The organism is Citrobacter sp. Cf132 (genome assembly GCF_030333885.1).
Classification (GTDB): Bacteria; Pseudomonadota; Gammaproteobacteria; order Enterobacterales; family Enterobacteriaceae; genus Citrobacter; species Citrobacter freundii.
Window position 1 is genome coordinate 566816 of sequence record NZ_JAOWFA010000057.1, and the last position, 21153, is coordinate 587968.

The window sequence follows — 21153 nt, forward strand, 5'->3', positions numbered from 1 at the left end:
CCCCATTTCACCCACTATTCACCCGATTAAAACCCCTGCAGAAACGGATAATCATGCCGATAACTCATTTAACGCAGGGCTGTTTATCGTGAATTCACTGTATACCGCTGAAGGTGTAATGGATAAACACTCGCTGTGGCAGCGTTATGTACCGTTGGTGCGTCACGAAGCATTGCGCCTTCAGGTGCGTTTGCCGGCGAGCGTAGAACTGGATGACCTGCTACAAGCGGGCGGCATCGGGTTATTGAATGCCGTTGACCGATATGACGCTTTGCAAGGAACGGCATTTACCACTTACGCAGTGCAGCGTATTCGTGGAGCAATGCTGGACGAACTACGTAGCCGGGATTGGGTGCCGCGTAGCGTTCGGCGCAATGCTCGCGAAGTGGCACAGGCGATGGGACAACTGGAGCAGGAATTAGGACGCAACGCGACGGAAACCGAAGTGGCGGCGCGTCTGGCTATTCCTGTGCAAGAGTACCGTCAGATGTTGCTCGATACCAATAACAGCCAACTCTTCTCTTATGACGAGTGGCGGGAAGAGCATGGCGATAGTATCGAGCTGGTGACGGAAGAACATCAGCAGGAAAACCCGTTACAACAGCTACTTGAGGGTAACCTCCGCCAGCGCGTAATGGACGCGATCGAGGCGTTGCCGGAGCGCGAAAAGCTGGTGTTAACGCTGTACTACCAGGAAGAGCTGAATCTGAAAGAGATTGGCGCGGTACTGGAAGTCGGGGAGTCACGGGTTAGCCAGTTGCACAGTCAGGCCATCAAACGTCTACGCACCAAGCTGGGTAAGCTATAGGGGTACATCATTACCCCTGAACAATGCCGCATTACGAATTGACTACCAGGAGTTCTCATGACGGTGCAGCAATCAAAAAGACGGCCTCTAAGCCGCTACCTCAAAGATTTCAAACACAGCCAGACGCATTGCGCCCATTGCTTTAAGTTGCTCGACCGGATCACGCTGGTTCGTCGCGGGCAAATTGTGAATAAAATCGCCATCGCCCGCCTGGACACTTTGTTGGATGAAGCCGAGTGGGAGCAGGAGAAAAAAGAGTGGGTGGCACTGTGCCGTTTTTGCGGTGATTTGCATTGCAAAGAGCAGAGCGACTTTTTCGATATTATCGGTTTTAAACAGTTTTTATTTGAGCAGACCGAAATGAGTCACGGCACGGTACGTGAATACGTTGTCCGTCTGCGTCGCCTCGGGAATCACCTGACCGAACAAAATATCTCTCACGATCTGCTGCAGGAAGGGTTCCTCGACGAAAACCTTGCCCCGTGGCTGCCGGAAACCAGCACCAACAATTACCGCATCGCCTTACGTAAGTATGAGCAGTTTAAAGCCCATACGCATATAGGGCATATGCAGAAATCCTCCTGGACAGCCAGTTCTGATATATATTAAAAACGAATAAGGTGTAACAGAGTCGTGTTTGTGGATCACAGCAAACGTTTTACACTGTAGTCATAAATGATAGTCACTAATGACAATATTCGGGGTAACTATGAAATTAGCACTTCTGGGACGTCAGGCTCTGATGGGTGTAATGGCTGTTGCACTTGTCGCCGGAATGAGCGTAAAGACTTATGCAGATGAAGGTCTGTTAAATAAAGTTAAAGAGCGCGGCACGCTGCTGGTGGGCCTGGAAGGGACCTATCCCCCGTTTAGTTTTCAGGGCGATGACGGCAAGCTGACCGGTTTCGAAGTGGAATTTGCTGAGGAACTGGCCAAGCACCTTGGGGTGAAAGCTAACCTGAAGCCGACCAAGTGGGACGGTATGCTGGCCTCTCTTGATTCCAAGCGCATTGATGTGGTCATCAACCAGGTGACCATCTCTGACGAACGTAAGAAAAAATACGATTTCTCTACCCCGTATACGGTTTCTGGTATTCAGGCGCTGGTGAAAAAAGGCAATGAAGGTGTTATTAAGACCGCTGCCGATCTGAAAGGTAAAAAAGTCGGCGTTGGTCTGGGCACCAACTATGAAGAGTGGCTGCGCCAGAACGTGCAGGGCGTAGATATTCGTACCTATGATGACGACCCGACCAAATACCAGGATCTGCGTGTAGGCCGTATCGACGCCATTCTGGTTGACCGTCTGGCGGCGCTGGATCTGGTCAAGAAAACCAAGGATACGCTGGCTGTGACAGGTGAAGCGTTCTCCCGTCAGGAGTCCGGCGTGGCGCTGCGCAAAGGCAATGAAGATCTGCTGAAAGCGGTTGATGCGGCCATTGCTGAAATGCAAAAAGACGGTACGCTGAAAGCCCTGTCTGAAAAATGGTTTGGAGCGGATGTGACGAAATAATCGGCATCCGACGAAAAAAAGGCGCCTTTAACAGCGCCTTTTTTTATTTCATTGCGCCTGAGCGTGCATAATAAAAAGAACATCACAACAACGAATACCGGAGGCTGTATGCCGCTGCATAACTTAACGCGCTTTCCACGTCTGGAATTTATTGGCGCGCCAACGCCGCTCGAATATCTTCCACGTTTCTCCGACTACCTCGGGCGCGATATTTTCATCAAACGCGATGACGTCACGCCGATGGCCATGGGCGGCAATAAGCTGCGTAAGCTGGAGTTTCTGGCCGCAGACGCGCTGCGTGAAGGCGCTGATACGCTGATAACCGCGGGTGCCATCCAATCTAACCACGTTCGTCAGACTGCGGCGGTAGCGGCTAAGCTTGGCCTGCACTGCGTGGCGCTGTTGGAAAATCCGATTGGCACCACGGCGGAAAACTATCTCACCAATGGCAACCGTCTGCTGTTGGATCTGTTTAATACGCAGATCGAAATGTGTGACGCGCTAACCGATCCGAATGCGCAGTTGCAGGAGCTGGCGACGCGCATTGAAGCGCAAGGGTTCCGCCCGTATGTGATCCCTGTTGGGGGCTCTAATGCTCTGGGGGCGATGGGTTATGTGGAGAGCGCGCTGGAAATTGCCCAGCAGTGTGAAGGGGCCGTTTCGCTCTCTTCCGTGGTGGTCGCGTCGGGCAGTGCGGGAACGCATGCCGGGCTGGCGGTGGGGCTGGAGCAACTGATGCCAGATGTCGAGCTTATCGGTGTGACCGTTTCGCGCAGCGTCGCCGATCAAAAACCCAAAGTTGTTACGCTGCAGCAGGATATTGCCCGTGAACTGGAACTGACGGCCTCAGCGGATATCCTGTTATGGGATGATTATTATGCGCCGGGCTACGGTACGCCAAACGAAGAAGGCATGGAGGCAGTAAAACTGCTGGCGCGCCTGGAAGGCATTTTGTTGGATCCGGTGTATACCGGTAAGGCGATGGCGGGTTTGATTGACGGCATCAGCCAGAAGCGCTTCAAAGATGAAGGGCCAATCCTCTTTATCCATACCGGTGGGGCGCCTGCACTGTTTGCCTACCATCCTCACGTGTAACAACCAGGTCGAAAAACGCTAATGCATGAAAGTATCCAACTGGTAATTGATTCCCTGCCGTATCTGCTTAAAGGCGCGGTTTTTACGCTGCAACTGAGTATCGGCGGGATGTTTTTTGGCCTCGTGCTGGGGTTTATCCTGGCGTTGATGCGTCTGTCGCCGCTGCTGCCTGTGCGCTGGCTGGCGCGTTTTTATATCTCTATTTTTCGCGGAACGCCGTTGATTGCCCAGCTGTTTATGATTTATTACGGTCTGCCGCAGTTTGGAATTGAGCTTGATCCCATCCCGGCGGCGATGATTGGCTTGTCGCTTAATACAGCCGCCTACGCTGCGGAAACCCTGCGTGCGGCAATCTCTTCCATCGACAAAGGACAGTGGGAGGCGGGTGCCAGTATTGGTATGACGCGCTGGCAGACCATGCGCCGGGCAATCCTGCCACAGGCTGCGCGCGTTGCGCTGCCGCCGCTGAGCAACAGCTTTATCAGTCTGGTGAAAGATACCTCTTTGGCCGCCACTATTCAGGTACCGGAACTGTTCCGTCAGGCGCAGCTGATTACCTCGCGTACGCTGGAAGTCTTTACGATGTATCTGGCGGCCTCGTTGATTTACTGGGTGATGGCGACGGTGCTTTCTGCGCTGCAAAACTATTTTGAAGAACAACTGAACCGCCAGGAGAGAGAGCCGAAATGAGTGCTATCGAAGTCAGAAACCTGGTCAAAAAATTTCATGGGCAAACGGTGCTGCATGGGATCGATCTTGACGTCAAACCTGGTGAAGTAGTAGCGATTATCGGGCCGAGCGGATCGGGCAAAACCACGCTGCTGCGTAGCATTAATTTGCTGGAGCAACCGGAGGCGGGCACCATTAAAGTGGGTGAGATTACCATTGATACCGCGCGTTCGTTGACCCAGCAGAAAGGGCTGATTCGTCAGTTACGCCAGCACGTCGGTTTTGTGTTCCAGAACTTTAATTTGTTTCCCCATCGGACAGTGCTGGAAAACATTATTGAAGGGCCGGTGATAGTCAAAGGTGAACCAAAAGCTGAAGCGACAGCTCGTGCGCGTGAATTGCTGGCGAAAGTCGGGCTGGCAGGTAAAGAAACCAGCTATCCACGGCGTTTATCGGGTGGACAGCAGCAGCGCGTAGCGATTGCCCGAGCGCTGGCGATGCGACCTGAGGTTATTCTTTTTGATGAACCGACCTCCGCGCTTGATCCTGAATTGGTTGGCGAGGTACTTAATACCATCCGCCAACTGGCGCAGGAAAAACGCACCATGGTAATTGTGACGCATGAAATGAGCTTTGCTCGCGATGTCGCCGATAGAGCGATATTTATGGATCAAGGACGGATAGTCGAGCAGGGACCAGCAAAATCCTTATTCACACATCCGCAGCAGCCGCGTACCCGTCAGTTTCTTGAAAAGTTTTTGATGCAATAAATAGTGTATATGGCACTCGCCGGGATTGTTTCTGGCGAGTGCTCTTCGCATAACTATTTATAATTATTGCTTTATTATTAACATTTGATTCTGTTACTTACTTCCGCTGTTGAGTAATACTCAAGTAATTGTTCATTTGTCCGATAATTTGCATATATAAAATACATTTATGTGTTAGCTTGTTTCATATGTTTGGATGATTATCAATCTCAGGGGCATTACCACTTAGTATGCAGGATCTTGATTTCTTCACCTGGCGACGGAGCATGCTGTTACGCTTTCAGGAAATGGCGACGGCAGAGGATGTCTATACGGAATTGCAACAACAGACGCAGCACTTAGAGTTTGATTTTTACGCGCTCTGTGTTCGTCATCCGGTACCTTTTACCCGACCTAAAACGTCACTTCATACGACCTATCCCAAAGCATGGGTGGCGCATTATCAGTCCGAAAATTATTTTGCCATTGATCCGGTGCTGAAACCTGAAAACTTCAGTCAGGGGCATTTACCCTGGAACGATACTCTGTTTCGCGATGCGCAACCTTTGTGGGACGCCGCGCGCAATCACGGTTTACGCAAAGGGATGACGCAATGCTTAATGTTGCCTAACCGGGCGTTGGGTTTTTTATCTGTATCGCGTGCAAGTATCCGTAACAGTCGCCTTGCGAGCGATGAAGTGGAGCTCAGGATGCAGCTTTTGGTACGGGAAAGTCTGTCTGTACTGACGCGACTGGAAGATGACATGGTTATGGCGCCAGAGATGCGTTTTAGCAAGCGGGAAAAGGAAATATTGAAATGGACGGCAGAAGGGAAGACCTCTTCAGAGATAGCCATCATTCTGTCGATTTCTGAAAATACCGTGAACTTCCACCAGAAGAATATGCAAAAGAAATTCAACGCGCCAAACAAAACGCAGATAGCCTGTTATGCCGCGGCAACCGGGCTTATCTGAGTAAATTATCGTTCTGAGTGTCAGACGCAAAACCGGCTGAGAGCATTGCTATCAGCCGGTTTCTTATTACTGGCGGTAAGCTTGTTTAATTTGCTTAACCGTGTTGGAAAATACCGCAGCCTGTGATTGATCTTCAATCAGCGCGAGCTGTTTTTCCATTTTAAGAATCACGCGGCCTGCATCGGCTTGACCCATTGCCTGCAGCATCAGCGTTAACATGGCTTTCAGGCAGGTGACTTCATTGGCCAGTTCCTGGTTATTCTCAGCAGTGGAAAAGTCAGGCGTACTCATTTATTTTCCTCGTTATGTTTCAATGAAAAAGTGCGATGTCAAATCTTAAGGCGGCGGAGTATACCATAAGCGAGGCTAAAAATATCTGTGGTTGTTTTTTGCGCGGACCAATGTTGTGGACATTAAAATAAACAACATGTTGCAGTGCATATATTTTCTCCACATGTTGTTTATTTCGAGTATTTTCCTCGTTAATTATTGTTACAACTTTGACTGCCTGGTTTGCATTCAGCGAAGGAATATGATCTTTTTGTCACCATTATGAAACAGCTACACAGATATAACCGTGGCAAAAGGTTACCAGTACTGAAAGTTTCCACTCGTCGTACAATCTAATTTCCAAAAACGAGAGCAAAATCGAAAGTCGGGCGTTTTTTACATTTCAAAGTTGAGATAAAACCCGTTAACATAGGACCGATTAACTATCGGTAGCGTTATCCCTATTCTGGAGATATTCCTTTGATCAACGTTTTTCTTGTTGATGACCACGAACTGGTGCGCGCAGGGATACGACGCATTCTGGAAGATATAAAAGGCATAAAAGTTGTCGGCGAAGCGTGCTGCGGTGAAGATGCGGTAAAATGGTGCCGCTCAAATTCCGTTGACGTTGTGCTGATGGATATGAATATGCCCGGTATTGGCGGTCTGGAAGCAACCCGCAAAATTGCGCGTTCCACGGCAGACATTAAAGTGATCATGTTGACGGTACACACCGAAAACCCATTACCTGCAAAAGTTATGCAGGCAGGGGCCGCAGGGTATCTCAGCAAAGGCGCCGCCCCCCAGGAAGTAGTGAGTGCGATTCGTTCGGTTTTTTCCGGGCAACGGTATATTGCCTCCGATATCGCTCAGCAAATGGCGCTCAGCCAGATTGAGCCTGAGAAAACGGAAACCCCGTTTGCCAGTTTGTCTGAACGCGAGTTGCAGATTATGCTGATGATCACCAAAGGTCAGAAGGTTAATGAGATCTCAGAGCAACTGAATCTTAGTCCTAAAACGGTGAACAGCTATCGCTATCGAATGTTCAGTAAATTAAACATTCATGGCGATGTAGAGCTGACTCACCTGGCAATTCGCCATGGCCTGTGTAATGCGGAGACATTAGCAAGCCAGTGACAGATCAGTTTGATGCCAAAGCGTTCCTGAAAACCGTGACCAGTCAGCCCGGCGTCTATCGTATGTATGATACCGCCGGAACGGTTATCTATGTCGGGAAAGCGAAAGACCTGAAAAAAAGGCTTTCCAGCTACTTCCGTAGTAATCTTGCGTCACGCAAGACCGAAGCGCTGGTCGCGCAAATCCAGCAGATTGATGTCACGGTAACGCACACTGAAACCGAAGCGTTATTGCTTGAGCACAACTACATCAAGCTATATCAGCCGCGTTATAACGTATTGCTGCGTGATGATAAATCCTACCCCTTTATATTCCTTAGCGGCGATACCCACCCGCGTCTGGCGATGCATCGTGGGGCAAAGCATGCCAAAGGCGAGTACTTTGGACCGTTCCCTAACGGTTATGCGGTGCGTGAAACGCTGGCGCTGTTGCAGAAAATATTCCCTATCCGCCAGTGCGAAAACAGCGTTTATCGCAACCGTTCTCGACCTTGTCTGCAATATCAGATTGGCCGCTGTCTCGGCCCGTGTGTCGCGGGTCTGGTGAGCGAGGAAGAGTATGCTCAGCAGGTCGAGTATGTTCGTCTGTTCCTGTCCGGAAAAGACGATCAGGTGTTAACACAGCTGATTACCCGCATGGAAAAGGCCAGCCAAAATCTCGAATTTGAAGAGGCTGCGCGAATTCGTGACCAAATCCAGGCCGTACGCCGCGTGACCGAAAAACAGTTTGTCTCTAATACTGGAGACGATCTGGACGTCATTGGCGTGGCGTTTGACGCCGGCATGGCCTGTGTGCACGTTCTGTTTATTCGCCAGGGTAAAGTGCTGGGCAGCCGCAGCTATTTCCCTAAAGTACCCGGTGGTACGGAACTCGGCGAGGTCGTCGAAACCTTTGTCGGGCAGTTTTATCTGCAGGGGAGCCAGATGCGTACCTTACCCGGGGAGATCCTGCTCGATTTCAATCTTAGCGATAAAACCCTGCTGGCAGACTCTCTGTCTGAACTGGCCGGACGGAAGATTAACGTGCAGACGAAACCGCGAGGGGATCGCGCGCGTTATCTGAAGCTGGCGCGGACCAACGCGGCAGTGGCGCTCACCACGAAACTTTCTCAGCAGTCGACGATTACGCAACGTCTGACGGCGCTGGCCTCCGTATTGAAGTTACCTGCGGTGAAGCGTATGGAGTGCTTCGACATTAGCCATACGATGGGGGAACAGACGGTAGCCTCCTGCGTGGTTTTTGATGCCAATGGCCCGCTGCGTGCAGAATATCGGCGTTACAATATTACCGGCATTACGCCGGGTGATGATTATGCGGCGATGAATCAGGTCTTACGTCGGCGTTATGGTAAGGCGATTGAAGAAAGTAAGATTCCGGACGTCATATTGATCGACGGCGGTAAAGGTCAGTTAGGGCAGGCGAAAGCCGTTTTTGCTGAACTGGACGTTCCCTGGGACAAACAGCACCCACTTTTGCTGGGGGTGGCAAAAGGGGCCGATCGTAAAGCCGGTCTGGAAACACTGTTCTTTGAGCCGGAAGGTGAGGGCTTTAGTCTGCCGCCGGATTCGCCTGCATTGCACGTTATCCAGCATATCCGCGATGAATCTCACGATCATGCGATTAGCGGGCATCGTAAAAAACGGGCGAAAGTGAAAAGTACCAGCACGCTTGAGACCATCGAAGGTGTCGGGCCAAAGCGTCGCCAGATGTTGTTGAAATATATGGGAGGTTTGCAAGGTCTTCGTAATGCAAGTATCGAAGAAATTGCAAAAGTGCCGGGTATTTCGCAAGCTCTGGCAGAAAAGATCTTCTACTCGTTGAAACATTAGGCCCTCTGTAGCAACATAGGGGTAATTTCACTGACAACAGATAGTTATCCGTCATATGCAATTTAATATCCCTACGTTGCTCACGCTGTTTCGCGTCATCCTGATCCCATTCTTTGTATTGGCTTTTTACCTGCCATTCACCTGGGCTCCTTTTGTTTGTGCGCTGATCTTCTGTATCGCAGCGGTCACAGACTGGTTTGACGGTTTTCTGGCTCGCCGCTGGAACCAAAGCACGCGTTTTGGCGCCTTCCTCGATCCGGTCGCTGATAAAGTGCTGGTAGCTATTGCGATGGTACTGGTGACAGAGCATTACCACAGCTGGTGGGTGACGCTCCCTGCCGCAACAATGATTGCGCGTGAAATCATCATCTCTGCACTACGTGAATGGATGGCCGAACTGGGTAAACGCAGCAGCGTAGCCGTATCCTGGATTGGTAAAGTGAAAACCACTTCGCAAATGGCTGCACTGGCCTGGCTGCTGTGGCGTCCAAATATCTGGGTTGAGTATGCTGGGATCGCACTTTTCTTCGTCGCCGCGATACTGACTTTGTGGTCAATGTTCCAGTATTTGAGCGCTGCACGTGGAGATTTGCTTGATCAGTGATCGTTTCGACGCAAATTTCAGCAAACGATCGTTAGTGGTGAAAAATATCGTTGACTCATTGCGTCAGGTAAGTAGAATGCAACGCATCGAACGGCAGCACTGATTGCCAGACGATAACAAAATCAAGTGATTAACAAAGTTACTTGGTGATGCGGGAATAGCTCAGTTGGTAGAGCACGACCTTGCCAAGGTCGGGGTCGCGAGTTCGAGTCTCGTTTCCCGCTCCAAATTAGAGACATCGGCAATCGCGGATGTCGGCTGTAAAGCCAGAAGATTTCGGCGCGTTAGCAAAGCGGTTATGTAGCGGATTGCAAATCCGTCTAGTCCGGTTCGACTCCGGAACGCGCCTCCAATTTCTTCCCGAGCCCGGATGGTGGAATCGGTAGACACAAGGGATTTAAAATCCCTCGGCGTTCGCGCTGTGTGGGTTCAAGTCCCACTCCGGGTACCATGGGAAAGAACAGAATAATCAAAGCAATAAGCAGTGTCGTGAAACCACCTACGGGTGGTTTTTTTGTGCTTGTTTTTTACAAGCATAGAACTCACTATTGCTCATCAATCTATCGCCGAATAGGCGCGTTAAACATAAAGCCCCCTCGGGCAGGGTTGTTGATAAAACCATCGCGGGCGGGATTATAGTTGTGGTCCTGGAAACCATTCATCAGGATGGGATCGCCAAAGTCATCCTGTATCGCCAGGTGTCTGTGGATTCGGTTTCGTGCCCTGAACGTGAAAACGAAATCATCCGTCCCGCCAATGATGATCACGCCATTACCGGCTCGAAGTGCCGCGCTTAACTCTTGCTCTCTGACGGCCTGGTTTTGTAACGCGCTGGATGTGGCAGAAGATGACGACAGCAACAGTAATATGAGAACGGTGCATGAAAATACCGATGGCAGTTTCATGATTAATACCTATTAAAAGTATGGCTATTAAAGTATAGCTTTATGTTGTCATCTCAACTAAAAAGAAAACCAATAATTTAAACCTGCTGCCCATACTGAGTCTGAGGGGCCGGAAGAGTAGTGCCGCGCAGTTAAGAACTATAATAAAAACAGTCGGCAGGTGATAACTCCTGTTTGCCAATCGCGCTGGTTCAGGGGGCAGCTATGAACATTTCATCTTCTCCGATAGTCATGTTCGCAGCATTGCTCACCTTTAGTTGTGCAGCATATTCGGTGGAAAAAGGTAATATTTTTTCGCAGAATGCCAGGGCTATGGATCCCATCGCATTTTCTCAACAGTCATTTAATAACCTGACCTCTTATCAGGTCATGATGCGCTCTTCGTCGCCATCCGATGAAAGTAAAATTATTCGCTATAGCTTTCAAAAGCCTGGGTATGTGCGGATGGATTTTACCCAACCGCATTCAGGAGCGGTGCTTATCTTTAATCCTGTCAGCGGTAAAGTGACGTTATGGCCATTTGGTGTGGGTTCTTTGCCCATTTTGCACCTGTCGCCTACTAATTCATTGATCCAGGATGAGCGTGGTCATCGGGTGGATCGCTCTGATATCGGCGTGTTGTTGGGCAATATTCGTCATCTGCAACGCGAAGGGACAATGACCACTGTTGGTAAGGAAAACCTTGCAGGACGGGCGACGACGCACGTATCTGTGGTTGGGCCTGGAACAATGGTGGTTGATGGTGTTCACCGCTATGACGTCTGGCTGGATAATTATCACGGACTCCCTGCCAAAGTGATCAGCTATGCGCCAGATGGGCAGCGATTAGAAACCGTGCTTCTGGATGCTATGGTCATTAACATCCGTTTTCCCGCCAATTTCTTCTCACCTTGAAGGAGGCTGTATTATGGCTGACTATCAGTTTTCCACCGTCTGGCGGGTTGAGGCTTCTATTCAGGAGGTATGGGATGTTTTTTCTCATCCCGATCAGTGGCCTGAATGGTGGGAAAGTCTGGAACGCATTGTTGAGATTAAAAAAGGTGATGTACAGGGCATTGGGGCGCTGCATCGTTATACCTGGAAAGGAGCGCTTCCCTATCGCTTAACCTTTGACATCAACGTGTTAAATATTCTGCCTTGCTCGCTGCTTGAGGGACAAGCCAGTGGGGCGGTAGAAGGGCGAGGAGTGTGGTATTTTTCTGCCAGTGGCGCTGAGACCATCGTCAGATATGACTGGAATGTTCGCACCACGATTCCTTGGATGAATTACTTGGCCCCGCTGGCGGCACCCGTTTTTCGCTGGAATCACGATACGGTCATGCGCGAAGGGGCCAGAGGATTAGCCCGCAAACTGGCAACGAATGTACATATATTTTGAGTTCAGTCAGGGTTGAGGATTAATTAGCGTCCTGATATTTAAAATTGCCTCCACTACTGATTAATAACTTAGCGATCTCAGTCAATTTCTTATCATACACGGCGGCATTTTGTAGGCCTGCCTTGCGCAGAAGTTCTAAGTTTTCACGCGATGCGTTATCCAGCGTTGGATCGGCGCCGTATAGTTCAGGCTGAATTCTGTAGTATTTAGAGTTTTTTACCGTTGAGGCCATTTGTTGCAGATAATACGCGGTCATCTGTGGCCCCCCCTCTAGCGCGATATCAATAGCCGGTTTTGCCCAGCCAAAGGGGCCCCAGTCCTTAACTTCGGAATAAGAATACCCCTGCAATTTCTTGCCGGTGCCCAGTGAGACAATAATCATATCCTTAATGCCAGCGACATTACTGAATTTAATCGCTTCGGAATAGGCGCAGAGTGCCGGGTCGTTTGCCACCACACCGCCATCAACCAGGACAAATTTTTCGGGTACCGGGGGTAATGAATAAATACGCGCTGCCTCGAAATAAGTGGGAGCTGCTGAGGTACCCCGTAAAGCATCCCTGACCAGGAAGTCCCGATTCTTGGCGAGGGCGGAGTGTTGTTTGAAAATGACAGGAAGACGACTGCTCACGTCATAAGAAACAAAGCAGGTTGGTCTTAATAATTCACTGATTTTTGTTTCACCAAATGCTGTTTTTAATACCCTCTCCAGCTCCTTTGCAGAATATTTTTCATCGCTAGCACCACCCAGTGAACTGATTGTTTTCCAGACGCCGACATCAAAAATTTCATCCCCATCCTGAAGGTAGAAATTGACGGCTTCCTGAGCGGAGAACTTGGGCTTTCCTTTCGCATCAGGGCAAACGTAAGCAGAACACAGAATGGCCCCGGTACTGGTACCGGCAACGAGATCGAAGTAATCCGCAATTCTGGCGGCAGGATTTTGTGATATATCCTGCAATTTCTTCTCCAGTGCCACAAGTAGCATACCCGGCAGGATGCCTCTGATCCCGCCACCATCGATAGACAGTATTCTCATTGCCATTTTTATGTCCTCCAAAGATAAGAAACGGGATTTAGGGGTAGGGTTGTTTCCGCTATGGCTGCAGTTAAATATAGACAGGATTTACGCTGAGTTTGTTTCATAAGAAGGGGGCTGGCAGATTGATATCCGCTCACTGCTGTACTTTTTTGCCTGTAAATGGCTTAATAGCGACCTTGTAGTATCTTATTTCATTCACAGTTAACAGGTCTGTTATTGATGAATAACCTCCATCGGCTCACCTTTTTATGTCAGCGTCTGTCTGCTGTGATGATCGTATACGGTTTTTACCGGCTTAGCCGTAGTTCAACTCTTACAACATGGACAGACAGCAATGCAACGTCGACAATTTCTCAAAAATAGCGTTCTCCTTTCGGCCGCCGGTTTAGTCGGTCCTGCGGTTATTAGTCAGACGGTTCGCGCCGCTGAGCCATCCGTTGCACCAGTCGCGCGTCGGCGCTTTGTGTTATCCCAGACCTATAAACTTAACCCTCCTAAGGGCTCGAGCGGTGTAGTAAAACTGTGGATCCCGCTTCCTGTAGATACCGCGTTTCAACAAATGACGGCGCTTGCCTTTAGCGGAAACTATAAGCAAGCGTATGTCACCACTAATAATACTTATGGCGCGAAAACGCTGTTTGCCACCTGGCCTGACTCGCAGGGCGAACTGTTGATTAACGTTGATATCGACATTGAAACCGCCGACTGGGAACCGCTGAAGCAGGACGCGTTGAAAACCAGGCAAGCGCCGGAGCAGATTATTTACCCGCTGGATGTAAAACCGTACCTTTTGCCGACGGCACATACACCAGTTGATGGGCTAGTTCTGGAAACCGCACGTAAAATCACCGGTAATGAGCAGGATCCGCTGAAAAAAGCACGCCTGATTTACGAGTGGGTGAGTAGCCATATGGAGCGCGATAACGACGTTATCGGCTGCGGCACGGGGGATGTAGCGGAGATCTTAAAAAGCGGTAAGCTCAAAGGAAAATGCACCGACATGAGCTCCGTTTTTGTGGCTCTGGCGCGTGCCAGCGGCATTCCGGCGCGTGAACTGTTTGGTATCCGTCTGGGCAAGGCCAATAAGCTCGAACGTTACTCGAAAAGTGCATTTGGCAAAGCAGACAGCGCAGGCGTTGCTGATGTGAGCGGTGGGCAACATTGTCGTGCCGAGTTCTATCTGGCCGGTTACGGTTGGTTACCTTGCGATCCTGCTGATGTGACCAAAATGCGTCTGGCAGAGAAAAAATCGCATCAGGACGCCGATGTCCAGGCGGTAAACACTTACCTGTTTGGTAACTGGGAAATGAACTGGGTTGGATTCAACTACGGGCGTGATTTCGAGCTGTATCCGGCAACGGAGCAGGGCGCGGTGAACAACTTTGGTTATCCTTATGCTGAAGTTGATGGCGACCCGATCAATTTCTATGATCCTAAAGCGTTCTCCTACAGCTATGTCGCCACAGAACAACGCTAAACGGGCGGGACTCACCCTGTTGACGGCTGCGGTAGCTGCCGTCACTGCGGGCTTATGCTGCGTTGGACCGCTGCTCTACCTGCTGTTTGGTATTTCGGCGGCGAGCTTTGCTGTTTTCACCAAGTTTGAGTTTTTGCGAACGCCTCTGGTGCTGCTATCCCTGGGATTATTACTGCATGTCTTCTGGCGGCTCTATTTTTCCAAACGGCTGTGGTGTTCAGGCTGGCTAACGCTGAGGCAAGCGCGCATGTTCTACTGGTGCGCACTGGCATTGATTTTGCCAGTGTTATTTTACCCAACGCTTGTTGCCTGGTTTTATGAGGTATTTGAATGAAGATCTTCACGTTAGTTGCATGCTTGCTATTACCGCTGTGGGCTCAGGCGGCAAACCAAAAAGTGGTGCTGGATATACAAAATATGACCTGCTCGCTATGCGTTATTTCGGTCAATCAGGCGCTACGTGAAACCGACGGCGTGATTAAAGCAAAGTCCTCCCTAAAAACCCGACAAGCAGAAGCGATAGTGCCAGAAAGTTTCCCAACCGATACTTTACTTAACGCGGTAGCGAAAACGGGCTATACCGCAACGCTCAACCGTATTGAACAACAGTAAATCACCTGCGGGTGGTTTTATTGTGTTTTCTCGGTATGATGCCCGGCGGCTTAGTGTTCTCTTTTGTGCGTTAACTTCCGGAATTCCCCTCGTTTCCTGTTAACCTGAACAGGCGGCAACTGTATGCCGCATATGCCCATTTGTATCTGTTATCCCTCCAGCCATGTAGGATGATCACAGGCAAGATTTTTTGACTAAGGAAAAGCGTTATGAAAACGGGACCATTAAACGAGAGCGAACTGGAATGGCTGGATGATGTACTGACTAAGTACAATACTGACAAGGCTATTCTGGATGTGTCAGAACTGGATGGTTTGCTGACGGCGGTGCTGAGTTCACCGTATGAAATTGAACCAGAGCAGTGGCTGGTCGCTATTTGGGGGGGCGCGCAGTATGTCCCTCGCTGGTCCTCCGAAAAAGAAATGACGCGTTTCATGAACCTGGCGTTTCAACATATGGCGGATACGGCCGATCGTCTGGATGAATATCCTGAGCAGTTTGAGCCGTTGTTTGGTTTGCGTGAAATTGACGAGCATGAACTGACCATCGTTGAAGAGTGGTGCTTTGGTTATATGCGCGGCGTTGCACTGTCAGACTGGTCCGCGTTACCGGACACGTTAAAACCAGCACTTGAGGCTATTGCGCTGCACGGTACGGAAGAGAACTTTGCGGTGGTTGAGAAATTGACACCTGAAGCGTTTGAAGAGAGCGTCGATGCCATCCGCCTTGCTGCGCTGGACCTGCATGCTTACTGGATGGCGCATCCTCAGGAAACGCCGGTCAAAGTACCGGTGAAAGTGGATGCCAAAGTAGGGCGCAATGACCCTTGCCCCTGTGGCAGCGGCAAGAAATATAAGCAGTGCTGTTTGCATTAACAGAAAGGGGCGAAAGCCCCTTTGTTTTAACCCACTTCTGGTAGTAATCCTGCTGCAATAGAAAACTGCACTGCTATCACCACAATGCCGCACAAAAATACTAGTGCCAGCGCCGGAGCACCGCCGGCTACGCGGTAGTTGGCCTGCGGATTATGTTTTCTGCTCTGCCAGGCCAGCATCGAGGGAATGAGCAGCGCCAGCACCGCCAGGGCAACGCCCGCATACCCTAATGCCATGACAAAACCACGCGGATAGAACAGCGCGAATGCCAGCGGCGGCAGGAAGGTCACCACGCCGGTTTGCATTCTTCCCGCTACGGTATTGCGGCGCTGGAAGAGGTCGGCCAGGTAGTCAAATAATCCCAATGCAACGCCGAGGAAAGAGGTTGCCAGCGCGAGGTCGGCAAACAGATGTACCGCCAGTTCGACGTGCGGCGAAGCCACGACTTCACGCAATGCCTGCAATAAGCCGTTTAAGCCTGCGTGGTTGGCTAAAAGCCCCATGAACGTTGTCGAGTTAATGCTGCCAAGCGTCGCCAGTTGCCAGAAGATATAGGCGACCAGTGGAATAGCGCTACCCGTAATAAACACCCAACGCAGTTTACGGATGTTACCGTTCATATAGCTGACGATACTGGGAACACTGCCGTGAAAACCGAACGAGGTGAAGATGACCGGGATTGCGGAGAGCGCCAGTCCCTGTTGCAGCGGCAGCGTAAGCAGGTTCACTTTATGGATATGCGGCATTAACAGAGCCAGCATCGCCACCAGGAAGATTATCTTGGCACTGAATAGCAGACGGTTGAACAGATCGACCAGCGAGGTCCCAACACAAACCACGCCTCCGGCAACAAAGGTGAACAGCAGTACGCCTGTTGTCGGGGATATATTTGTTCCGGTCCAGTCGCTGATGCTGGAGGCCAGCAGTTCACCTGCACCACTGATGTACGCCGCCGTCAGGGCATACATTAAAAACATCATACTAAATCCCGTTACCCATTGTCCGTAACGACCAAGATACCGTTTTGCCAGCGTACCCAGCCCGGTGTCTGCCGGGACATGTTGATATACTTCAAGCAGCAACAGCGCGGTGTAGCACATCAACGCCCAAAGACTGACTAACAATACCAACGTGACGCTAAACCCCACGCCTGCCGCAGCCAACGGCATTGCCAACATACCGGCACCAATCGTGGTTCCCGCCACGATAAAAATACTACCCAGGGTTCTGTTTTTCACGCTTTCCTCTGTCCCAGAGATAATCAACGGTTATATCTGCGGCGCAGGTTAAGGCAAAACGCTATGTTCGTCAAATCGTCGTTACAATGGTTGTACATTAATGTTTACGATATTTTTGACCATTAAGATGTATAACAAATGACATTTATCTGCGGATAAACCTGCGTTAGCGCAAAGCAGCGCCGTGCGGTTCACATTAGGCTACGGTCTTTATTGAGGAGGTAGTATGGAATCTATTCACGGTCACGAAGTGCTCAACATGATGATTGAATCTGGCGAGCAGTATTCAAATGCCAGCCTTGAAGCGGCGATTACGGCACGTTTCGGCGAGCAGGCACGTTTCCACACTTGTTCTGCGGCAGATATGACGGCAGGCGAGCTGGTGGCGTTTTTAGCGGCGAAGGGAAAGTTTATTGCAAAAGAAGACGGCTTCTCTACGCACGAAAGCAAGATCTGCCGTCACTGATTTTAATGGGTAATGATGGCGGGTTGCCTTCATTACCCCAAATTATTAATTCTGCGTATCAAGCGTAGCCAGTTCTTTATCGATGAAATAAAGACCTTCGCCGCTTTTCCCTGCCAGCGACAGCTTATCAATAACAGATTTAAATAATTTCTCTTCTTCATGTTGCTCGGCAACATACCACTGCAGGAAATTAAAGGTTGGATAATCCTGGTGGGTCATTGCCGCGTGTGCCAGCTCATTAATTTTCTGGGTGATCAACTGCTCGTGTTCGTAAGTGACACGGAACAGTTCATCCAGAGACGCATATTCAGCAAAAGGTGAAGAAACGGTATTAATACGCGGCAAGCTGCCGGTATCGGTCAGGTAATCGAACAGACGCTGCATGTGCGTCATCTCTTCCTGGGCGTGACGGCGTAAAAACGCGGCGGCACCTTCGAAGCTGTGATAGCTGCACCACGCGCTCATCTGTTGGTAGAGCAGAGATGAATATAATTCAAGATTCATTTGCTCATTCAGTTGGTCGATCATTTCTGTTTTCAGCATGGTTCTGCTCCACAAACATTATTATATATTGACGTGGCGTCACTATAATTTGTTATTTAATTATTTGCAAAAGGTAAAATAATAAAATTATTTATTAAAAATGCGAATGGGAATAAAACGCATTAACGATATTAAGCAGGGGATATAAATAATAAAGTGGTAAAAGACCAGCAAAAATGTGCTGGTCGGAAATATTAATAATTGAATGAGGGGGATTGCGATACCGCGACTCCATGACACTGCCAGGCGAGTGTAATTTTGGTATTTAAGCACAGAGAGCCTGCATATACGCTGCAGGTTGACACCGGCTGACCAAACGCTTCAGCGCTGGCATAGCCCAGGCGCTGACACTCTTTGGTGGCTGTTCCTTGGGTAACGTAGTCATCGGTACGTGCTGTTTGTAACATGGCCTGATTATAAGTCAGGCGAACCACACCAGTGATGGCGCTGGCTTCGCTGACCTGTGCCTGTTTTGTAATTGTGCATCCTGTCAGCACGAGCGGCAAAAGCGCTAGGATAAAGGTCTTCATGAGATCGCTCTGAAAGTTCGAAGATACACTATCATGGCATACAGAGGCCCTCATCAATGGCTTGAATAGCCCGAAGATCACCTGTGATTAATCACAACGAGGTCATTCGTTTGAGGCAATTCTGAACTGTTCAGACAAGAATGTGAGCGCAACTTTGTTTTTTAAAACTAAATTTCATTAAATTTGAAAGTGTGATTGCAAAATAGTAATGTGGCTGAATGTTATGACTTTCAGCGGGCTACCGCAGCGCATTCAGGAGAGTACAGAATGAAAATTGCATTGATGATGGAAAACAGCCAGGCAAGCAAAAACGCCATCATCCATAACGAGCTTAAAACCGTTGCGGATGAGAAAGGTTTTCCGGTCTATAACGTTGGGATGAGCGATGAAAATGATCATCATCTGACCTACATCCATTTAGGAATTATGGCCAGCATCCTGCTTAATTCCAAAGCGGTTGATTTCGTGGTCACCGGTTGCGGCACGGGCCAGGGGGCAATGATGTCACTGAATATCCATCCGGGTGTGGTGTGTGGTTATTGCCTCGATCCTGCAGATGCGTTCTTGTTCTCTCAGATCAACAACGGCAACGCGCTTTCTCTGGCATTCGCCAAAGGTTTTGGCTGGGGTGCTGAGCTGAATGTGCGCTATATGTTTGAAAAAGCGTTCACCGGGCGTAACGGCGAAGGCTACCCACCGGAGCGTAAAGAGCCGCAGGTGCGTAACGTCGGTATTCTGAATCAGGTGAAAGCGGCTGTAGTAAAAGAAAATTATCTGGACACGCTGCGCGCTATCGATCCTGAGCTGGTGAAAACCGCTGTATCGGGCCCGCGCTTCCAGCAGTGCTTCTTTGAAAACTGCCAGGACAAAGCAATCGAAGCGTTTGTACGCGAGGTAATTGGCTAAATCCTGTTGGCCCGGCAGCGTTCACCCTCCGGGCTACCTGTTCTTGTTCGATACTGCACTTCCTGCATCACGGGTGAGCCGCAGCGTATCCACCATACCTACCAGACAAATAATGGCAATAGCGACAAAGGCCAGCCGGAAACTGATCCCTGGAATATTGCCCAATGCCAGCCTTTCACTGACCACATCGCCAATGCGGATCCCAATAGCGGCTAAAGAAATGCCCAATCCTACCGCTAATTGTGTCGCTGTACTGAACAGCGTATTAGCGTAGCTCATTTGTGCCGCGGGGACGTCCGCGAAGGCAAGCGTGCTGACGCCGGTAAACTGAATTGAGCGGAACACACCGCCCAGATACAACACCAGCAAAATAACCCACACGGGGGTCTGCGGCGTAATTAATGCACAGGCCAGCAGCGCCAGAACGTTAAGCGCACCGTTAATCAACAGCAGTTTCTTAAAGCCCAGCCAACGTATCAACGGTGTGGTGGCCGGTTTAATCGTCAGATTGCCCACAAATACCGCCAGCACCAGCGAACCCGCGTGAAAAGCGTTCATGCCAAAACCTACCTGAAACATTAACGGCAGCAGAAACGGCACGGCGCTGATAGAGGCACGAAACAGCGATCCGCCATACATGGTGACGCGAAAAGTAGGGACGTTCATGGCATCAAGGCGAATCATTGGCCATGCGGCGCGACGAAAATGATGCAGGGCAAACAGAAATGTCACTGTTCCTAGCGCCAAAAGTCCGGCGGTCAGCCAGCCCTGAGGCTGTTGGGTTCCCAGTAACTCCATGGCATACACCAGGCTTACCATCGCAATAGAGGTTGCGATAAATCCCGTTATATCAAATGGGCGGCGCTCGTCGTCATGAATATCCGGGATAAAACGAAGCGCCAGCGCAATCGCCAGTATCCCGAGCGGTACATTGATGAAGAAGATCCAACGCCAGTTGGCATAGCTGGTAATGAATCCGCCAAGGGGAGGGCCAATGATGGGGGCGACTAACGCGGGCCAGGTCAGGGTCGCAATAGCGGTGATCAACTGATGTTTAGGCGTGGTACGCAATACCGCAAGTCGGCCAACCGGAACCATTAGCGCGCCACCTACACCCTGTAAGATTCGCATGGCGACAAAGCTCTCAAGGCTTTCGGACAAACCGCATAAAACCGAGGCGAGAGTAAATATCGCCAGCGCCAGGGTAAACACCTTTCGGGCGCCGAAGCGATCCGCAATCCAGCCGCTGGCGGGAATCAGCACCGCGAGGGTAATCAGATAGGCGCTGATACCTATGTTCAGGTCTACCGCTTGCACGGCAAAACTCTTCGCCATGTCGGGCAGTGCGGTGGCAATCACCGTGCCGTCAATAAACTCCATAAAGAAAGCCCCGGCAACAAGTAATGCAGCCGGGGATAGACCGCGTTTGTTCTCAACCGCTAAATGTTCACTCATGTTGTGTTTGCCATCTCAAAAGAAACTGACTGGATCTATTTTTATTTTCCAGCGCATTCGTAATGCATGCGCGGCTATCGT

26 protein-coding genes and 3 tRNA genes are annotated in these 21153 nt (G+C 50.0%); 22 read left to right on the plus strand and 7 right to left on the minus strand.

From position 1 onward, the window contains the following. Positions 1–88 precede the first annotated feature (88 nt). From OGV85_RS16100 to sdiA, 7 genes are all read left to right on the plus strand, one after another. Complete coding sequence (locus tag OGV85_RS16100; RefSeq protein ID WP_003030465.1) at positions 89–808, plus strand: RNA polymerase sigma factor FliA; 720 nt, start codon at positions 89–91, stop codon at positions 806–808. A 57-nt stretch (positions 809–865) separates the two neighbouring features. Further along, complete coding sequence (fliZ, locus tag OGV85_RS16105; protein ID WP_016150547.1) at positions 866–1417, plus strand: flagella biosynthesis regulatory protein FliZ; 552 nt, start codon at positions 866–868, stop codon at positions 1415–1417. Positions 1418–1517: 100 nt separating this feature from the next. Continuing rightward, positions 1518–2318 carry a cystine ABC transporter substrate-binding protein gene (tcyJ, locus tag OGV85_RS16110; protein ID WP_003030469.1) on the plus strand — a complete coding sequence of 267 codons (801 nt, stop codon included), beginning with the start codon at positions 1518–1520 and terminating at the stop codon, positions 2316–2318. Positions 2319–2426: 108 nt separating this feature from the next. Next, positions 2427–3413 carry a D-cysteine desulfhydrase gene (gene dcyD / locus OGV85_RS16115; RefSeq protein ID WP_003030471.1) on the plus strand — a complete coding sequence of 329 codons (987 nt, stop codon included), beginning with the start codon at positions 2427–2429 and terminating at the stop codon, positions 3411–3413. Positions 3414–3434: 21 nt separating this feature from the next. Next, positions 3435–4103, plus strand: coding sequence for a cystine ABC transporter permease (gene tcyL, locus OGV85_RS16120; RefSeq protein WP_003030474.1), 669 nt, complete (start codon positions 3435–3437; stop codon positions 4101–4103). Beyond that, positions 4100–4852 (plus strand): L-cystine ABC transporter ATP-binding protein TcyN, encoded by a 753-nt coding sequence (gene tcyN, locus OGV85_RS16125; RefSeq protein ID WP_003030477.1) that lies wholly within the window; start codon positions 4100–4102, stop codon positions 4850–4852. The genes tcyL and tcyN overlap by 4 nt, the downstream gene beginning before the upstream one ends. A gap of 230 nt (positions 4853–5082) precedes the next feature. Further along, on the plus strand, positions 5083–5805 hold the full coding sequence (gene sdiA / locus OGV85_RS16130; protein ID WP_003030480.1) for a quorum-sensing transcriptional regulator SdiA: 723 nt from the start codon (positions 5083–5085) through the stop codon (positions 5803–5805). Between the two features lie 66 nt (positions 5806–5871). On the opposite strand, the gene OGV85_RS16135 is transcribed toward sdiA, so the two are convergent. Then, on the minus strand, positions 5872–6096 hold the full coding sequence (locus tag OGV85_RS16135) for a DUF2594 family protein (RefSeq protein ID WP_003030482.1): 225 nt from the start codon (positions 6094–6096) through the stop codon (positions 5872–5874). Between the two features lie 19 nt (positions 6097–6115). After that, positions 6116–6259, minus strand: a complete 144-nt coding sequence (locus OGV85_RS24575) for a hypothetical protein (protein WP_418219448.1) — start codon at positions 6257–6259, stop codon at positions 6116–6118. Positions 6260–6555: 296 nt separating this feature from the next. Here OGV85_RS24575 and uvrY point away from each other — a divergent pair, with 296 nt between their 5' ends. The 9 genes from uvrY to OGV85_RS16180 all read left to right on the plus strand — a co-directional run bounded on the left by uvrY (position 6556) and on the right by OGV85_RS16180 (position 11928). Continuing rightward, positions 6556–7212, plus strand: coding sequence for a UvrY/SirA/GacA family response regulator transcription factor (uvrY, locus tag OGV85_RS16140; protein WP_003030486.1), 657 nt, complete (start codon positions 6556–6558; stop codon positions 7210–7212). Beyond that, entirely contained in the window at positions 7209–9041 is a 1833-nt protein-coding gene (gene uvrC / locus OGV85_RS16145) for an excinuclease ABC subunit UvrC (RefSeq protein ID WP_003030488.1), read from the plus strand. The genes uvrY and uvrC overlap by 4 nt, the downstream gene beginning before the upstream one ends. A gap of 55 nt (positions 9042–9096) precedes the next feature. Beyond that, complete coding sequence (pgsA, locus tag OGV85_RS16150) at positions 9097–9645, plus strand: CDP-diacylglycerol--glycerol-3-phosphate 3-phosphatidyltransferase (RefSeq protein WP_003030490.1); 549 nt, start codon at positions 9097–9099, stop codon at positions 9643–9645. Between the two features lie 151 nt (positions 9646–9796). After that, a tRNA-Gly gene (locus OGV85_RS16155) sits at positions 9797–9872 on the plus strand. A gap of 51 nt (positions 9873–9923) precedes the next feature. Beyond that, positions 9924–9997 (plus strand) — tRNA-Cys (locus tag OGV85_RS16160). Between the two features lie 12 nt (positions 9998–10009). Then, a tRNA-Leu gene (locus tag OGV85_RS16165) sits at positions 10010–10096 on the plus strand. A 190-nt stretch (positions 10097–10286) separates the two neighbouring features. Further along, positions 10287–10442, plus strand: coding sequence for a hypothetical protein (locus OGV85_RS16170; protein ID WP_176490915.1), 156 nt, complete (start codon positions 10287–10289; stop codon positions 10440–10442). A gap of 312 nt (positions 10443–10754) precedes the next feature. Continuing rightward, the gene (locus tag OGV85_RS16175) at positions 10755–11444 is read left to right on the plus strand and encodes a LolA family protein (RefSeq protein WP_061548592.1); all 690 of its coding nucleotides are present in this window, start codon (positions 10755–10757) and stop codon (positions 11442–11444) included. Between the two features lie 13 nt (positions 11445–11457). Then, positions 11458–11928, plus strand: coding sequence for an SRPBCC family protein (locus OGV85_RS16180; RefSeq protein ID WP_003034572.1), 471 nt, complete (start codon positions 11458–11460; stop codon positions 11926–11928). Between the two features lie 19 nt (positions 11929–11947). On the opposite strand, the gene OGV85_RS16185 is transcribed toward OGV85_RS16180, so the two are convergent. Continuing rightward, positions 11948–12973 (minus strand): patatin-like phospholipase family protein, encoded by a 1026-nt coding sequence (locus tag OGV85_RS16185; protein WP_061548591.1) that lies wholly within the window; start codon positions 12971–12973, stop codon positions 11948–11950. 331 nt (positions 12974–13304) lie between these two features. Here OGV85_RS16185 and OGV85_RS16190 point away from each other — a divergent pair, with 331 nt between their 5' ends. From OGV85_RS16190 to OGV85_RS16205, 4 genes are all read left to right on the plus strand, one after another. Further along, the gene (locus OGV85_RS16190) at positions 13305–14447 is read left to right on the plus strand and encodes a transglutaminase-like domain-containing protein (RefSeq protein ID WP_061548590.1); all 1143 of its coding nucleotides are present in this window, start codon (positions 13305–13307) and stop codon (positions 14445–14447) included. Further along, complete coding sequence (locus tag OGV85_RS16195) at positions 14425–14781, plus strand: mercuric transporter MerT family protein (protein ID WP_003034578.1); 357 nt, start codon at positions 14425–14427, stop codon at positions 14779–14781. The genes OGV85_RS16190 and OGV85_RS16195 overlap by 23 nt, the downstream gene beginning before the upstream one ends. Continuing rightward, the gene (locus tag OGV85_RS16200; protein ID WP_061548589.1) at positions 14778–15059 is read left to right on the plus strand and encodes a heavy-metal-associated domain-containing protein; all 282 of its coding nucleotides are present in this window, start codon (positions 14778–14780) and stop codon (positions 15057–15059) included. The genes OGV85_RS16195 and OGV85_RS16200 overlap by 4 nt, the downstream gene beginning before the upstream one ends. 209 nt (positions 15060–15268) lie before the next feature. Then, positions 15269–15934, plus strand: coding sequence for a YecA/YgfB family protein (locus OGV85_RS16205; RefSeq protein WP_003034581.1), 666 nt, complete (start codon positions 15269–15271; stop codon positions 15932–15934). Between the two features lie 26 nt (positions 15935–15960). On the opposite strand, the gene tyrP is transcribed toward OGV85_RS16205, so the two are convergent. After that, a complete protein-coding gene (gene tyrP / locus OGV85_RS16210) occupies positions 15961–17172 on the minus strand; it encodes a tyrosine transporter TyrP (RefSeq protein WP_032949537.1) in 1212 nt (403 codons plus the stop codon). Positions 17173–17398: 226 nt separating this feature from the next. Here tyrP and OGV85_RS16215 point away from each other — a divergent pair, with 226 nt between their 5' ends. Next, positions 17399–17638, plus strand: coding sequence for a YecH family metal-binding protein (locus tag OGV85_RS16215; RefSeq protein WP_003034586.1), 240 nt, complete (start codon positions 17399–17401; stop codon positions 17636–17638). Between the two features lie 45 nt (positions 17639–17683). On the opposite strand, the gene ftnA is transcribed toward OGV85_RS16215, so the two are convergent. Next, entirely contained in the window at positions 17684–18181 is a 498-nt protein-coding gene (gene ftnA / locus OGV85_RS16220; RefSeq protein WP_003034588.1) for a non-heme ferritin, read from the minus strand. Positions 18182–18375: 194 nt separating this feature from the next. Beyond that, a complete protein-coding gene (gene yecR / locus OGV85_RS16225; protein ID WP_003034590.1) occupies positions 18376–18711 on the minus strand; it encodes a YecR family lipoprotein in 336 nt (111 codons plus the stop codon). A 267-nt stretch (positions 18712–18978) separates the two neighbouring features. Between yecR and OGV85_RS16230 the strand changes: the two genes are divergently transcribed. After that, positions 18979–19617 carry an RpiB/LacA/LacB family sugar-phosphate isomerase gene (locus OGV85_RS16230; protein WP_061548588.1) on the plus strand — a complete coding sequence of 213 codons (639 nt, stop codon included), beginning with the start codon at positions 18979–18981 and terminating at the stop codon, positions 19615–19617. Positions 19618–19650: 33 nt separating this feature from the next. Here OGV85_RS16230 and OGV85_RS16235 read toward each other — a convergent pair whose 3' ends face one another. After that, complete coding sequence (locus tag OGV85_RS16235) at positions 19651–21072, minus strand: MFS transporter (protein WP_061548587.1); 1422 nt, start codon at positions 21070–21072, stop codon at positions 19651–19653. Between the last annotated feature and the right edge of the window lie 81 nt (positions 21073–21153).

Coding starts and splice junctions, on each gene's coding strand:
- fliZ (WP_016150547.1), top strand. CDS start 866: ATGACGGTGCAGCAATCAAAAAGACGGCCTCTAAGCCGCTACCTCAAA.
- tcyJ (WP_003030469.1), top strand. CDS start 1,518: ATGAAATTAGCACTTCTGGGACGTCAGGCTCTGATGGGTGTAATGGCT.
- dcyD (WP_003030471.1), top strand. CDS start 2,427: ATGCCGCTGCATAACTTAACGCGCTTTCCACGTCTGGAATTTATTGGC.
- tcyL (WP_003030474.1), top strand. CDS start 3,435: ATGCATGAAAGTATCCAACTGGTAATTGATTCCCTGCCGTATCTGCTT.
- tcyN (WP_003030477.1), top strand. CDS start 4,100: ATGAGTGCTATCGAAGTCAGAAACCTGGTCAAAAAATTTCATGGGCAA.
- sdiA (WP_003030480.1), top strand. CDS start 5,083: ATGCAGGATCTTGATTTCTTCACCTGGCGACGGAGCATGCTGTTACGC.
- OGV85_RS16135 (WP_003030482.1), bottom strand. CDS start 6,096: ATGAGTACGCCTGACTTTTCCACTGCTGAGAATAACCAGGAACTGGCC.
- pgsA (WP_003030490.1), top strand. CDS start 9,097: ATGCAATTTAATATCCCTACGTTGCTCACGCTGTTTCGCGTCATCCTG.
- OGV85_RS16175 (WP_061548592.1), top strand. CDS start 10,755: ATGAACATTTCATCTTCTCCGATAGTCATGTTCGCAGCATTGCTCACC.
- OGV85_RS16180 (WP_003034572.1), top strand. CDS start 11,458: ATGGCTGACTATCAGTTTTCCACCGTCTGGCGGGTTGAGGCTTCTATT.
- OGV85_RS16185 (WP_061548591.1), bottom strand. CDS start 12,973: ATGGCAATGAGAATACTGTCTATCGATGGTGGCGGGATCAGAGGCATC.
- OGV85_RS16190 (WP_061548590.1), top strand. CDS start 13,305: ATGCAACGTCGACAATTTCTCAAAAATAGCGTTCTCCTTTCGGCCGCC.
- OGV85_RS16195 (WP_003034578.1), top strand. CDS start 14,425: ATGTCGCCACAGAACAACGCTAAACGGGCGGGACTCACCCTGTTGACG.
- OGV85_RS16200 (WP_061548589.1), top strand. CDS start 14,778: ATGAAGATCTTCACGTTAGTTGCATGCTTGCTATTACCGCTGTGGGCT.
- OGV85_RS16205 (WP_003034581.1), top strand. CDS start 15,269: ATGAAAACGGGACCATTAAACGAGAGCGAACTGGAATGGCTGGATGAT.
- OGV85_RS16215 (WP_003034586.1), top strand. CDS start 17,399: ATGGAATCTATTCACGGTCACGAAGTGCTCAACATGATGATTGAATCT.
- ftnA (WP_003034588.1), bottom strand. CDS start 18,181: ATGCTGAAAACAGAAATGATCGACCAACTGAATGAGCAAATGAATCTT.
- yecR (WP_003034590.1), bottom strand. CDS start 18,711: ATGAAGACCTTTATCCTAGCGCTTTTGCCGCTCGTGCTGACAGGATGC.
- OGV85_RS16230 (WP_061548588.1), top strand. CDS start 18,979: ATGAAAATTGCATTGATGATGGAAAACAGCCAGGCAAGCAAAAACGCC.
- OGV85_RS16235 (WP_061548587.1), bottom strand. CDS start 21,072: ATGAGTGAACATTTAGCGGTTGAGAACAAACGCGGTCTATCCCCGGCT.